Raw genomic sequence first — 13757 nt, forward strand, 5'->3', positions numbered from 1 at the left:
CGTTCATCGCGTCGAGTAGGCTACGGCCGCCTTTGGCAGTGGCGGCACGGTTGATGGGCGTCATTGTCCCGCCACTGCTTGAGGCGCTTCCCTCGCATTCCCCGCTATCCCGCGCGTTTAGGCTGCACTTTTTTGAACTGATGGCGCAGCTGCAGCGCATTGAACAGCACCAATACCGCCGTCACGGCGAACACCCAACGGAACCCCATCATCGCCGAAATGCCCGAACCCAGCAGCGGGCCGACCACGTTGCCCAGATACATAAATGACTGGTTATAGCCGAAGATGCGCCCGGTCACCTGATCGGAGGAATACTTCAGCAGCAGCGCCTGCACCGCCGGCATCAGCGCGCCATCGGCGAAGCCCAGCAGAAAACGCAGAATGCCCAGCTGCAGCGGCGTATTCACCCAGGCCATCACGGCGAACAGGCCGGTGGTGAACAGCAGCGCGGCGATCAGAATGCGCGCGGTGCCGATGCGATCGCCGAGCCGCCCGAGGCGCGGCGCGGAGATCAGCGCCGCGATGCCGGGCACGGCGGCGATCATGCCGCTGACGAAGGCGATATTGCTGACGTTGCCCGACAGTTCGCGAATGAACAGCGTCAGGATCGGGCTGATGGAGGAGTTGGCCAGCTGAATCATCAGGGTGCAAACGAACAGGGTGACGATCAGCGCCGGATAGGGCAGCGACCGGAATACCGCCTTGCCGCTCAGCTGATCCGCTTTTTTCACCGTGATGCGCCGCTCTTTAATCAGGAACAGCGTCACCAGGAAGCTGACGAACATCAGTCCGGAAGTGACGAAAAACACCACCCGCAACCCCAGATGGTCGGCCATCAGCCCGCCCAGCAGCGGCCCGGCGATCACGCCGGAGATCTGCCCGGTCGAGAGCGTGCCCAGCGCCCAGCCGCTTTTATCGCGCGGCGCCTGCGAGGCGACCAGCGCCATGGCGTTGGGAATATAGCCGGACGTCAGCCCCATCAGGGCGCGCAGCGCGAACAGCTGCCACACGTTGGTGGCCAGCCCCTGCAGCGCGATGACGATCGCCATGCCCAGCGAAGCGCGCAGCAGCATCAGCTTACGGCCTTTACGGTCGGCCAGGCTGCCCCACAGCGGCGACACCACCGCAGAGACCAAAAAGGTGCCGCTGAATACCAGCCCGGACCACAGGCTGAGGGATTGATGATCGCTGACGCCGAGTTGTTCGACGTACAGCGGCAGAAAAGGGAGGATTTGGCTCATCGCCAGCCCGGTGAAGAAACACCCGAGCCAGACCGAGATTAGATTGATTTTCCACGCTTCCATTGATTTGTCGTACCACGTTGAATTTGGAGGGGATATTAAGCACGTTAATAATAACACTGCGAATGGGCTGGCGCGGAAGAATTGCGTGAGCAGACGTAAAGCCAGCCGTGTCGTTACATTTTGCTATAAATTAATAGCTATATTATCATAGGTATTTATTTTAAGCTACTCCTCCTGGCCGCTCGGCGGCCCCATCTTCTACCCATATCGTCGTGTCGGCGGCAAGGAGAAGCTCTCTATGAATACCGCATTGATCGCTTTGGATTACATCGTTGATATCACCCATCCTGAGGGAAAAATCGCGCGTTCTGCGCAGCAGGTCATTGAGCGCGACGTCATCGTGCGGGCAAACAGCGCATTAGCGCTCGCGCGGCGCAAGGATTGGCTGCGTATTTTGGTCAAAGTCGGGTTCGCCGCCGGTTATATCGATCAGCCCAAACAATCCCGGATGTTCGGCCAGGCACATCAATTTGGCGCTATCGCATTGGATCAATCCGGGACGGCTTTTCATCCCGATTTGGCGTCAGAGCTGGGCGAATTAACGATCGTAAAACCGCGCGTCAGCGCTTTTTATGGCACCAATCTGGACGCGATACTGCGCGCCCGCCGCATCGAGCGGCTGGTAATTTGCGGGGTCAGCAGCACCTGGGCGGTACAGGCGACGGCGCGTGACGCGCACGATCGTGATTATCAGGTGTGGGTGCTGGAAGAGGCCTGCGCCGCAGCCACCGCGCAAGAACACCGGATCTCCATGGAAACGCTCGCGACGATCGCCGATATCGTCACGCTGGAACAGCTGGGCGAACGTTGATGCAGCTGCGTGCCGAAATCAACCTGCGGCTGCTGCTGCGGGGCGCGTGGATGTTGGCGCCGCTGCTGGCGCTGACTCTGGCGACCGGAAACGTCGACTGGCTGAAGGCTTCGGTGGTTACCATATCGCTGTTTATCGTGTTCGAAAGGGTTGAGTTGGCGCCGCTCGGCGTCATGCTGCATGCGGCTGCGCTGCTGTCGGTTTTCATGACGTTGCTGTACGCCATGCGGGCGCCGGCGACCTTCATTTTGGCATGCGTTTTTGCGGCGGCGGCGGCGGTGGGGATATCCGCCTGCGGCGGCAAATTGCGATCCTTGGGTAATTTTATCTTTATCCCGGCCCTTTATCTGGCGTGCGAGATTGCAGAAGGCGGCACGCACGCGCCAATGATCCAACGCGCCTGGGCACTGTTTCCCTATCTCTGGGTGGCCGCTTTGCCGGTGTTGGCGCTCGCGCTGATAGAGCACCGGCAACGGGCTTATCTGCCGTTTGAAAATGCATGGCGTCATTACCTTAAACTGCACCGCAGCGAAGGATTTGGCGCCCGGGTCGCCTGCGGTGAAGCGCTGTTGGCCGTGATTTTTGCCGTCGGGCTGTCTGCCGCGCTCGTCGAATGGCGGCAGCTCGATTATGGTCAATGGGTGATCTGGTCGGCCGTCAGCGTGATCACCGGCGATATGGCGACCACGCGCAATAAGCTTCGTCAGCGGGCGTCAGGTGCGTTGATGGGGGTTCCCGCCGGCATTTTGCTGGGGTATCTCATACCGCATAGCGATATGGGCTACGAACTGCTTACAGTGGCCACGATGCTGACATTGGTCTCTTTTCATCGTTATGCCTTAGGCTTTGGCGTGCGTTGCGCCTGCATCGCCTGTGCATTGATTATCGCCGGAAAAGCGCCGGAAATCGCGGCGGAAAGGGCGTTTAATGTGCTGCTCGGCGGCGGTATCGGTTTGCTGTTCGCTTTCCTGATGGATGGCGCGTTGCTGGCCAGTCCCGGCGCGCGCAAATAGCGGCCTGGGGTTTCTCTCGCGCCAATTTCGGTTGACCGTTCCTGCCCCCGGTGTGAAAGTACGATTGAATCTATCGTTATCTATTGATGCCAATGAAAAAAGATCATCCTGAAGACGTGACGCTGCTGCGCACGCAGTTAATGTCGCTGGTGCGCCGCATGCGGCGCGAGTCGCGCAGCGACGAAAAATCCTGGGCCCAGCTGATGCTGTTGGGGGCTATCGATCGCCATGGCGGCGAGGCGACGCCGTCGTTGCTGGCGGAGTCGGAGCGTATGCGCTCCTCAAACCTGGCGGCCGCGTTGCGCGAGCTGGAAGCCGAGGGGCTGCTGGTGCGCACGCCGGATGCCGAAGACAAACGCCGGGTGCGGGTGCGGCTGACGTCCGCCGGGCTGGGTTTGCTGCAGCAAAGCCGCGCCCGACGCGAGGCGTGGTTGCTGGCGGCGATGGAAAGCTGTCTGTCCGAGCGGGAGCAGGCGCTGTTGCTCGAAGCGGGGGCGCTGATGGCGCGGCTGGCGGCGGCGCCGTCTGCGGAAGCGGACTGATTGCAGGGGCGGCCTGAGTTGCCCCCCAGCGGCGAGATTACGGCATCGGCCAATCGACCGGCATGGTGCTGACCACGTCCACGTAGCGATCCCAGGCCGATGACCAGAATTGGGCGAAGGCTTCGAGGGTGAAGTGAATGCCCATCAGGCCCATCACGAACCAGCAGGCGGTAAACAGGCCCAGGCTGCTGAACATGAACGCCATGCCATTGCGGCTGGTTTTACGGCAAACGACGTTTAACTGGCTGGCGAAGAACATCATCACGGCGCTCAGCAACTCCCAGCGCATCATGATTAAACCGGTGGCAATGGTACTCATCGAACTCGATCCTATGTAACAAAAAGCCGCATCCGGCAGGGCGCCGACAGGAAAATGCGGAGGAGAATAACGGTAATAGTGTGATAAGGATCACATTGTAGCATTGAGAGGAACGGCGGCTCAATGGGGCGCGCGGTGAAAAAATCGCCGCCGGTAACATTCCAATATGCTGAAACAGTTATGCCATTTCATTAGCAACCTTTTCATGGGGCGTCGCGCCCGATAACGCTATGCTTGCCGGCTTTTCAGTTCCCTGATTTTGCGGGGAAATGTGACGCAAAAGGTATCGGCTCCGCATGGCCCTGTTAAAAGAAAAAATTCGCGACCACTCCGCGGAAGAGATGCTGTTTATCCGCCGGGCGGCCGTGGCGCTGGCGCTGGTGGTGGTCTGTTTCGGCGCGCTGGTCGTCAACCTCTACCGGCTGCAAATTCGCCAGCACGGCTTTTACCAGACGCGCTCCAACCAGAATGACATCAAGATGTTGCCGATCGCCCCAAGCCGCGGGCTGATCTTCGATCGCAACGGCATTCCGCTGGTACGAAACGTGACACTGTATCGCATCGAGATCACGCCCAGCAAAATCACCGATATATCGGCGCTGCTGCAGGCGTTGACGCCGATCGTCGATCTGACGCCGGAAGATATCAGCGCGTTTCGCGACGACATGCACCACAACAGCCGCTACAAGCCGATAACGCTAAAAGCGGGGCTGAACGACACCGAGGTGGCGCGTTTCGCCGTCAATCAATACCGTTTCGACGGGGTGACTATCGATACCTATCAGCAGCGCGAATATCCTTACGGCGCGCAGCTGGCGCACGTGCTGGGCTACGTGTCGAAGATCAACGACAGCGATCTCAAGCGCCTGGACAAGGCCGGGTTGAGCGAGAACTATGCCGCCGATCGCAACATCGGCAAACAGGGCATCGAGGCCTATTACGAGTCCGAGCTGCACGGCACCACCGGCTATCAGGAGGTGGAGGTGGATAACCACGGGCGGGTGATCCGCTTGCTGAAGGAGCAGCCGCCGCAGGCCGGCAAAAACATCTACCTGACGCTGGATCTGCCGCTGCAGCAGTACATCGAATCGGTGCTGAAGGGGCAACGCGCCGCGGTGGTGGTGGAAGATCCGCGCGACGGCGGCATTCTGGCGATGGTCTCCAGCCCCAGTTACGATCCCAATCCCTTCGTCAAAGGCATCGGCTATCAGGCCTATAAGGCGCTGCTCCGCAACCCGGATTTGCCACTCATCAACCGCGTCACCCAGGGGCTGTACCCGCCGGCGTCGACGGTGAAGCCCTACATGGCGGTTTCGGCGCTGTTTGCCGGGGTGATCACGCCCACCACCACCTTTTTCGGCGCGCCGACCTGGACGCTGCCCGGCACCGAGCGGCGCTATCGCGACTGGCTGAAGACCGGTCACGGCATGCTCAACGTCACCAAAGCGATAGAAGAGTCCGCCGATACCTTCTTTTATCAGGTGGCGTATGAGATGGGCATCGATCGCATTCACCATTGGCTGAGCCAGTTTGGTTACGGCCAGTCGACCGGCATCGATCTGAACGAAGAGTACCGCGGCGTGCTGCCAAGCCGCGACTGGAAGCTGAAGGTGCACAAAAAAGTCTGGTATCAGGGGGATACGGTATCGGTCGGCATCGGCCAGGGATATTGGGTGGCGACGCCTATTCAGATGGTGAAAGCGCTGACTACGCTGATCAACAACGGTAAGGTGAAAACGCCGCACCTGCTGTATTCGCTGCAGCAGGGCAACCGGGTCACGCGTTATCAGCCGCCGACGCAGGCGCTGCAGATTGGCGATCCCCGTTCGCCTTACTGGGGCATTGTGCGCAACGGCATGTATGGCATGGCCAACCTGCCGAACGGCACCGGATACAAGCTGTTCCATACCGCGCCGTACCAGATTGCCGCTAAATCCGGCACCTCGCAGGTGTTCAGCCTGAAGCAAAACCAGACTTACAACGCCAAAATGATACCGGTGCGGCTGCGCGATCACATCTTTTATACGCTGTTCGCCCCCTACAAAAACCCCCGGGTGGCGATGGCGCTGATCCTGGAAAACGGCGGCGGCGACGGCGTGGTGGCGGGGCCGACCGCGCGCGCGATCCTCGACCACATTTTCGATCCGGCCAACGCGCCCCAGCCCGGCGACGCGGCGCAAACTAAACCGCAGTTAAACGACAGTGCGGATGTGCAACGGTGATGCGGTTTGTTTTTACTTTCTTACAAACTGCAATCTCCTGACCATTTCCGGCAAGGTAGACTGAAATAACACGATAAACCGAATAAAAACGCAGGGTTAACACAACAGTGGCGCCATCGACCAAAAAGAGCGGTAAAACCTATTCCACAGTTCGTTTCGGCTGGATTTGTGCCGGCATGCTGGTCTGTTTTTTTCTGTTGGCGTTCAGGGTCGGTTACCTGCAACTGCTGGAACACCAGCAGTTGGCGAACCAGGCAGATCAGCGCTCGATTCGCACCCAGGTAGTGCCGACCAACCGCGCCATGATCACCGATCGCAACAATGAGGCGCTGGCGGTCAGCGTGTCGTCGAAAGACATCGTGCTGGATCCGAAGCATATTCTCGATACCCAGACCGATACCGGCAACGAACGCTGGCAGAGCATGGCCAACGTGCTGAAGATCCCGCTGGCGGACGTGCAGCATCTGATCCAGAGCAACGGGCACAAACGCTTTGTCTACCTGGCGCGCAAGGTGGAGGACGACAACGCCGCTTATATCAGCAAGCTGCACCTGACCGGCGTCAGCACCGAGCAGGATTTCAGCCGCTTCTATCCGATGGGCCAGGACGCGGCCGGACTGATCGGCATCGTCGGCCAGGACAATCAGGGGCTGGAGGGCATCGAGCTGGGCTTCAACCCGTTGCTGCAGGGTAAAAACGGCCTGCGGGTCTACCAGAAGGACGGCAGCGGTGCGGTGATCGGCGTGATTAAAAGCGTGGATCCGGTTCCACCGCCGAATGTGACGCTCAGCATCGACAAATTTATCCAGTACGTGCTCTATGCGCAGATCCGCGACGGCGTGGTGGCTAACCAGGCCGACTCCGGCTGCGCGGTGCTGGTGAAAATCGACACCGGCGAAATCCTCGGCATGGCCAGCTACCCGTCGTTCAACCCGAACAACTATGGCAGCACGCCGGCGAAAGATATCCGCAACGTGTGCAGCAGCGACAGCTTCGAACCGGGTTCGACGGTGAAACCGGTCGTGGTGATGGTGGGGCTGGAACATAAGCTGATTCGGCCGGATACCGTGTTGGACACCACGCCGTATCGGGTGAACGGTCACCTGATCAAGGACGTCGGCCACTGGTCGAAGCTGACCATCACCGGCGTGCTGCAAAAATCGAGCGACATCGCGGTATCGCACATTGCGCTGGCGCTGCCGGCCACCGTGCTGCCGGCGGTCTACCGCAGCTTTGGCCTGGGGCGGCCGACCGAGCTTGGCATCGGCAACGAGAGCAGCGGCTACCTGCCGCAGCATCGCGAGCGCTGGGCCGATATCGAACGCGCCACGTTCTCCTTCGGCTATGGGCTGCGCGTGACGCCGCTGCAAATGGCGCGCGAGTATGCCGCGATCGGTTCCTTCGGCATTTATCGGCCGCTGTCGATCACTAAGGTGACGCCGCCGGTGATGGGGCAACGCATTTTGCCGGCCGATACGGTCAGGTCCGTGGTGCATATGATGGAAAGCGACGCCTTGCCGGGCGGCAGCGGGGTGAGCGCCGCGGTGCCCGGCTACCGTTTGGCGATCAAAACCGGTACCGCCGAGAAAATGGGCCCCAGCGGCAAATACGACGGCGGCTATATCAACTATACCGCCGGCGTGGCGCCGGCCAGCGATCCGCAGGTGGCGCTGGTGGTGATGGTCAACAACCCGAAAGCCGGCAAGCACTTCGGCGGCTCGGTAGCCGGGCCGGTGTTCGGCAAGATCATGGCCCAGGTGCTGGAGCACATGAATATCCTGCCGGATGCCCAGCCGCTCAATGTGGTGTCGTCGGTTAAAGGGTGAGGATTTAAGCGGGAAGTGAGTGGGTCAGAAAATGTCTGACCCACGCTTCAATACAACGAGTTTAACCTACGGCAGTATTTATTATGGATATGCCTTGAAATATTGATTGATATTCGACTTGAATGAATTTCTCTGTTTCTAAAATAATATTTCTTATTTGGCGATTCGCAGAGAAGCTTATTTTCTCACCAAGACAATTCCCTCTTTCGTTCACGCCTTAACATGATTTCAACGCATTCCGAACCCGGCAACACCCGTCTATGGGGGCTGTAATCGTCGTGTCATCAATGCTCGTTAGACTCGCGGCATCCTGGTATTACCGACTAAAAATCATGAACATAAAACTGACACTTGGCCGCGGGGCAAAACCTGCGCCCGCGCTGCCGCGCGCGTTTGGCTTCGGCAAAAGCATGGGGTTATTAAGCGGCGTAATTTGCGTTATCGCGCTATTTTCTCTGCTGCAATTGTTTTCCACCGTATTTATTTCCAATATTCTGCGCGACGCCAAGATTAACCTGGTGACGGGCGACGCCTTGCATCGCCAGCAGGCGGCGATGGATCGCGCCAGGCTGTCGCTGCTGACGGCCAGCGATACCCTGAACCGTGCGGGCATTTACTATCTGCAGGATAAAGCCACCGGCTCCGACGGCAGCTGGCATAGCCTGCTGGATGAATCGCTGGCGGCGTTGCAGGCTTCAGAGCAGGCCTTCGCCCGGTTTGAGCGCCTGAGCGCGACGGCGCCCGAGGCCGCTGACGCCCTGAAAGGCAGTTATCGCCTGTTCTATGACGGTCTGAAGGAGCAGGCGCAAGGGCTGCAACGCAGCGACAGCATCGATGCGTTTTTCGCCGTGCCGATCCAGGCTTTTCAGGCAGATTTCAACGAGAAGTATCTCGCTTATCAGGCGCTGAACGAACGACGCGGCGATGACGTCAACGTGCGGCAATTGGCGGCGCTGGAGCAGGCCAAAACCTATGCGCTTGGCGCGCTCGCGGCGTTGGCGCTGATCGCCTTGGGCGTGTGGTTCGGCGTTGATCGTTGGGTGATTGCACCGTTGCAAAGGGCGATCGCCCATCTCAACGTGCTGGCCGCCGGCGATCTTTCGCGGCCGTTGCCGCCTGAACGGGCGGTTAACCGCGAAATGCGTCAGTTGCAAACCAGCATTGGCCACATGCAAAACGGCCTGCAGCGGCTGGTGAGTGAGGTGCGCGATGCGGCGAGCGGGATCCTGAACGGCGTCGGGCGGCTGGCGGACGGCAATCGACAGTTGACGGCGCAGTCGGCGAAGCAGGACGGCGAATTGCAGTTGGCGACCGAGCACGTGCAGCAGTTGGCGGCGCGGGTGGAAGAAAACGGCCAATACGCGCAGCTGGCCAATCAACGCACCGAACAGGCCAGGCAGTGCGCCGGCGCCGGTGAAAAGATGATGCAAACCGTCAACGTCTCGATGCAAGGGATCGTCAACCAATCGGCCGAGATGCGCGGCATTGTGGCGCTGATCGACAGCGTGGCGTTTCAGACCAATATTCTGGCGCTGAATGCGGCGATCGAGGCCGCGCACGCCGGCGTTCACGGCCGCGGTTTCGCCATTGTCGCTACCTGCTGGCGCAGAAGAGCAGCCATTCTACGCGCGATATTCAGCAGCTGATCAACCGCTCGTTGCAGCAAATCGATCAGGGGTCGCAAGCGGTGGATCTACTGGCGGGCAATTTGCGTCAAATTATCGATCTGGTGAACACGTTTAGCGCACTGATGGGGGAGATCTCGCTGGCATCGCTCAATCAGGGGGAGAGCATTCAGGACGTGACGGCGCGCATCGCCGGGCTGAATCAGGTGGCGCGGCAAACCGGCGCCGTGGTGAACGCGGTGACCGAGGCTTCGCAGTTGCTGCAGGGCGAATCGGAACGATTGGAAAAAGCGATGGCGCGTTTCAGGCTGCCGGCGCAATAAATAACCCTGGCGCAGGTTAATGAATAATAAAGCCGCGCTTAACGTTATTTATTTAGGTTCGCTCCCTGAGGAATTTCAGCGGAGTAAATAAAGCAGGCCGGCGCGTGTGGATTAAAAAAGCGTCGGCCTGCGGAGGTTATTTTTGGCGGGTGAATTAACGGCTGGTCTGGTGGCCGATGATGCCGCCCAGCGCTGCGCCGCCGAGGGTGCCCAGCGTGCTGCCGTCGGTCAATACCGCGCCGCCCACGGCGCCGACGCCCGCACCGATCGCCGTGTTGCGATCGCGATTGGACATATGCCCACATGCGGTAACGGAAAGCGTCGCCATTACCACCACCAACACACCCGCGGCACGTTTAATATTCATAATGAGTTCCTGGTAAATTGGCTAATTAATGGATTAAAAATAATCCGATTAACTCGCCGGTAGAAGTTGGGATGAATGTATTCCTCCGAAAGAAAATCGAACAGGTAAAAATTCTTAATTTTGGCGCGGTGAAAAGCGATCGCTCGCCGAATGTGCGGCCGTCGGCAAAACCGTTCGGCTATACTGGGAAGACGCCTCACGAGGGGCGGGGCGCACACGCTGGAGGCCGCCATGTCCGAGCTCGTTTCCGCATCCGGCAAACCGGTGAAAATTCCCTGCCCGGACCATCCGATTACGCTGACCCGCCATCCGACGCGGGTCGTGGTGCGCGGCGCCGGCCAAATCCTGGCCGACAGCCGTCATGTGCTCATGTTGCAGGAAGCCAACTATCCGCCGGTGTTTTACTTTCCGCGTGAGGATGTGAATATGGCGCTGCTGCATAAAAGCACGCACGTGAGCTACTGCCCTTATAAGGGCGACTGCAGTTATTTCTCCCTCACGCTGAACGGCCCGCAGGGGGACAATGCGGCCTGGAGCTATGAAATGCCTTACAACGCCGTGGTGGCGATCAAGGATCATCTGGCATTTTATCCCGACAAAGTCACGGCGATCCGTACCGAAGCCTGAGCCGCCGCCGCCTTCGGGCGGGGGCAGGTTGACATTCCACTTATCCCTACTCATTATGTGTATTACCGGAAATTGATACGCTTTCCTTATGTTTCAATCCGACATAAGCGAAACTCTGAGCAGGTGCCAAGGTGTCTACCTCTACGCGATTTGCCGTTGCCATCCATATTCTGACCAACATCACGCTGTGTCGCGGCCAGACGGTGCGTTCCGAAGATATCGCCCGCAGCGTCAACACCAATCCGACGGTGGTGCGGCGCATTCTCGGGGCGTTGGCGGAGGCGGGGCTGACCTATTCGCAGATGGGGCAAGGCGGCGGGGCGCTGTTGGCGCGGCCGGCGGAAGCGATTTCTTTGCTGGACGTGTATCGCGCGGTGGAGGATCAACCTTATTTCACGCTGCATCGCACCCGGCCTAACGAGGCGTGCTATATCGGCCACGCCATTACCCCGGTGCTGGAGCAAGAGTTTGCGCGCGTCGGCCATGCGCTGGAAGCCAGCCTGGCACAGACCAGCATCGCCGAAATGGCCGGGCAGGTTGAGCTGCGCGCCGGCTATCCCTTCGTCCCTTGTTCACCGCAATATCAAGCAGATACGCAATAAAAAATCACGCCAAACCCCGTTCCGCGCAGAGCATTTTTTGCATTGCGTTAATGTAATTGTGTAAGTTACATTAGCTCGCATCAAGTGTGATGTAGCTCACGTTTTAGACTGCCTCCCCACGATAATCGACCGTTTGGCCGGAAACCTTTTCTTCCGGCGCAGATTCGCTGTGCTTATAAACCAGGAGAGAACGATGTTAGAAATGATTGAAAGCTTGGCCACCGTGGTGGTCCTGGTGCCGGTAATGGTGGCCGTCTTGCTCGGCGCGATTTACGGCCTGGGTGAAGTGTTCAACGTCTTTTCCGCTATCGGCCGCAAAAACGGCTGAATCTGTATGCTTGGGGGCTATCGGCCCCCGGCTATAACTCCCTTATTTCCCCCTTTCTCTCTATGAACGCGCCGTTGCGTCGATCATCGCCATCACCTGCCGAAACATCGCGCTTTCCGCATCCGCCAGCTCGTTGACCAGCGTAAAGTGATTGCAGTGGCGGTCGGCCAACAGGTGGACGTCGAGGCCGCGCGCCAGGCAGGCGTCATAATAGGCCTGCGTCTGGTTTTTGAACCCCTGGGTTTCCCGCTGACCGACGTCGAGCAGGATCTGCGGCGCATGCGCTTTCGCCGGCAGCAAAAACAGCGGGCTGAGAGTTTGCGCCTGTTCGGGCGTCAGGTGCAGCCAGTCGTTGATGTAGATATCGCACAGCGGGCGCAGATCGTAGAGGCCGCTCAGCGCCAGCGCGCCTTTGATCGCATCGGGCGGCAGGCGATAGCGTTGCTGCCAGCCGTCGGCGATCAGCATGCCGCACAGGTGGCCGCCGGCCGAACTGCCGCTGACGAAAATGCGCGCCGGATCGATGCCGAACGGTGCCCCGTGATGATAAAGCCAGGCGACGGCGCTGCGCACCTCATGCACGATCTCCGCCAGCGTCGCTTCCGGCGCCAGCGTATATTCCAGCGTGGCGACCGCCACACCGCGGCGGGCGAACGCGGCGGCCATCGAGCAGGCTTCCTCTTTGCGCTGTGAATGCCAGTAGCCGCCATGAATAAAGATCAGCAGCGGGGCGGGCTGTGCGCTGGCCGGGAACAGATCGAGACGCTCGGCGGCGCTCATGCCGTAGCGCAGATCGTAAATGCCCGGCGTCTGCGCTTTGGCGCGCTGAGCCAGCGCGGCATAGTCCGCCATGCAGGCGTCAAAATCCTCCACCGAAGCGCGGGCGTTGTATTGCGCGGCGCGGACGCTCAGGTCTTCAAACGTCAGATCGATGTTCATGCGTTTCTCCGGATTGTTATGCGTTATGTCTTCATCATCGTCCCGCAGGGGAAAAGATGTTTGATCTCCGGTGCGCACAATTGCGGCTTCTCCAATGCTGTTATCTGCTGTATATTGCCGTTTTATGCTTTTTTAATGCGGAATAATCCCATGCACAAAGCGGCACGACAGCGCCATTTACTGGATTTGCTCAGCGAACGCGGGCAGGCGGCGGTGGCGGAATTGGCCAGCGCCATCGGTGTTTCGGTCGATACCGTGCGCCGCGACTTGGCCGATCTTGAGCGGCAGGGGTTGGCGCAGAAACATCACGGCGGCGCGATAGCGCTCGAACCGTCCGGCATGCCGCGCCAGGCGCGCGCGGCGCTGTTGCCGCAGGTCAAGCAGCGGCTCGGCCGCGCGGTGGCCGCACAGATCCCGCCCGGCAGCACCCTGATGCTGGATGCGGGCAGTACGCTGTTGGCGGTGGCGCAAGCGTTGCGCGGCCCGGCGACGGTGATCACCGCCTCGTTGGATATCGCGCAGTGCCTGAGCGATAAGCCGGAGATCCAACTGATCCTGCTCGGCGGCCAGTGGGACGCGCGCCAACGGCTGTTCGCCGGCAGCGCGACGCTGGCGTTGCTGGAACGCTACCGCGCGGACATCGCTTTGCTGGGCGCCTGTGCGGTGCATTCTCAGCTGGGGCTGAGCGCCGGCGAAGAGGCCGATGCAGAGGTCAAACGCGCCATGCTGGCCAACAGCGGCGAGCGCTGGCTGGTGGCCGACCATATGAAGCTGGATCGCTGCGAGCCGCATCACGTGGCGGATCTGGCGCAGATCCAACGCCTGTTTACCGATCGCCCGTGGGATAACCTGGACGAGCAATCAATGATTGAACTTTGTGTCGTCGCCGACGACCGCTAGAGGAGAACC

At 59.7% G+C, this 13757-nt stretch carries 13 protein-coding genes and 1 pseudogene; 10 read left to right on the top strand and 4 right to left on the bottom strand.

Going from position 1 to position 13757, the window contains the following annotated elements:
• Nucleotides 1-104: 104 nt before the first annotated feature.
• A complete protein-coding gene (locus HWW83_RS07055; protein WP_046687015.1) occupies nucleotides 105-1304 on the bottom strand; it encodes a multidrug efflux MFS transporter in 1200 nt (399 codons plus the stop codon).
• Nucleotides 1305-1542: 238 nt separating this feature from the next.
• Here HWW83_RS07055 and HWW83_RS07060 point away from each other — a divergent pair, with 238 nt between their 5' ends.
• From HWW83_RS07060 to HWW83_RS07070, 3 genes are all read left to right on the top strand, one after another.
• The gene (locus HWW83_RS07060; RefSeq protein ID WP_176589159.1) at nucleotides 1543-2115 is read left to right on the top strand and encodes a cysteine hydrolase family protein; all 573 of its coding nucleotides are present in this window, start codon (nucleotides 1543-1545) and stop codon (nucleotides 2113-2115) included.
• On the top strand, nucleotides 2115-3128 hold the full coding sequence (locus tag HWW83_RS07065) for an FUSC family protein (protein ID WP_230358679.1): 1014 nt from the start codon (nucleotides 2115-2117) through the stop codon (nucleotides 3126-3128). Before HWW83_RS07060 ends, HWW83_RS07065 begins: the two co-directional genes overlap by 1 nt.
• A 92-nt stretch (nucleotides 3129-3220) precedes the next feature.
• The gene (locus HWW83_RS07070; protein ID WP_176589160.1) at nucleotides 3221-3670 is read left to right on the top strand and encodes a MarR family winged helix-turn-helix transcriptional regulator; all 450 of its coding nucleotides are present in this window, start codon (nucleotides 3221-3223) and stop codon (nucleotides 3668-3670) included.
• Nucleotides 3671-3707: 37 nt separating this feature from the next.
• Here the strand turns inward: HWW83_RS07070 and HWW83_RS07075 are convergent, their stop codons facing one another.
• Nucleotides 3708-3989 carry a YjcB family protein gene (locus HWW83_RS07075; protein WP_046898399.1) on the bottom strand — a complete coding sequence of 94 codons (282 nt, stop codon included), beginning with the start codon at nucleotides 3987-3989 and terminating at the stop codon, nucleotides 3708-3710.
• Nucleotides 3990-4285: 296 nt separating this feature from the next.
• On the opposite strand from HWW83_RS07075, the gene mrdA reads away from it, so the two are divergent.
• From mrdA to HWW83_RS07090, 3 genes and pseudogenes are all read left to right on the top strand, one after another.
• Nucleotides 4286-6211: a penicillin-binding protein 2 gene (mrdA, locus tag HWW83_RS07080; protein WP_033643022.1), complete on the top strand. Its 1926-nt coding sequence runs from the start codon at nucleotides 4286-4288 to the stop codon at nucleotides 6209-6211.
• Nucleotides 6212-6318: 107 nt separating this feature from the next.
• On the top strand, nucleotides 6319-8037 hold the full coding sequence (locus HWW83_RS07085) for a penicillin-binding transpeptidase domain-containing protein (RefSeq protein ID WP_047026142.1): 1719 nt from the start codon (nucleotides 6319-6321) through the stop codon (nucleotides 8035-8037).
• Between the two features lie 410 nt (nucleotides 8038-8447).
• Nucleotides 8448-9985: pseudogene (locus HWW83_RS07090) on the top strand (methyl-accepting chemotaxis protein).
• Between the two features lie 154 nt (nucleotides 9986-10139).
• Here the strand turns inward: HWW83_RS07090 and osmB are convergent.
• Nucleotides 10140-10352, bottom strand: coding sequence for an osmotically-inducible lipoprotein OsmB (gene osmB, locus HWW83_RS07095; RefSeq protein WP_004940700.1), 213 nt, complete (start codon nucleotides 10350-10352; stop codon nucleotides 10140-10142).
• A 231-nt stretch (nucleotides 10353-10583) separates the two neighbouring features.
• On the opposite strand from osmB, the gene HWW83_RS07100 reads away from it, so the two are divergent.
• From HWW83_RS07100 to HWW83_RS07110, 3 genes are all read left to right on the top strand, one after another.
• Nucleotides 10584-10979: a DUF427 domain-containing protein gene (locus tag HWW83_RS07100; RefSeq protein ID WP_176589161.1), complete on the top strand. Its 396-nt coding sequence runs from the start codon at nucleotides 10584-10586 to the stop codon at nucleotides 10977-10979.
• A gap of 131 nt (nucleotides 10980-11110) precedes the next feature.
• Nucleotides 11111-11581 (top strand): Rrf2 family transcriptional regulator, encoded by a 471-nt coding sequence (locus HWW83_RS07105; RefSeq protein WP_033650438.1) that lies wholly within the window; start codon nucleotides 11111-11113, stop codon nucleotides 11579-11581.
• A gap of 193 nt (nucleotides 11582-11774) precedes the next feature.
• Complete coding sequence (locus tag HWW83_RS07110) at nucleotides 11775-11909, top strand: AcrZ family multidrug efflux pump-associated protein (protein ID WP_033643027.1); 135 nt, start codon at nucleotides 11775-11777, stop codon at nucleotides 11907-11909.
• A gap of 60 nt (nucleotides 11910-11969) precedes the next feature.
• Here HWW83_RS07110 and HWW83_RS07115 read toward each other — a convergent pair whose 3' ends face one another.
• A complete protein-coding gene (locus HWW83_RS07115) occupies nucleotides 11970-12848 on the bottom strand; it encodes an alpha/beta hydrolase (RefSeq protein ID WP_176589162.1) in 879 nt (292 codons plus the stop codon).
• Between the two features lie 150 nt (nucleotides 12849-12998).
• Here HWW83_RS07115 and HWW83_RS07120 point away from each other — a divergent pair, with 150 nt between their 5' ends.
• A complete protein-coding gene (locus tag HWW83_RS07120) occupies nucleotides 12999-13748 on the top strand; it encodes a DeoR/GlpR family DNA-binding transcription regulator (RefSeq protein ID WP_033650433.1) in 750 nt (249 codons plus the stop codon).
• Nucleotides 13749-13757: the final 9 nt, after the last annotated feature.

The organism is Serratia ureilytica (assembly GCF_013375155.1).
GTDB classification, from domain to species: Bacteria; Pseudomonadota; Gammaproteobacteria; order Enterobacterales; family Enterobacteriaceae; genus Serratia; species Serratia ureilytica.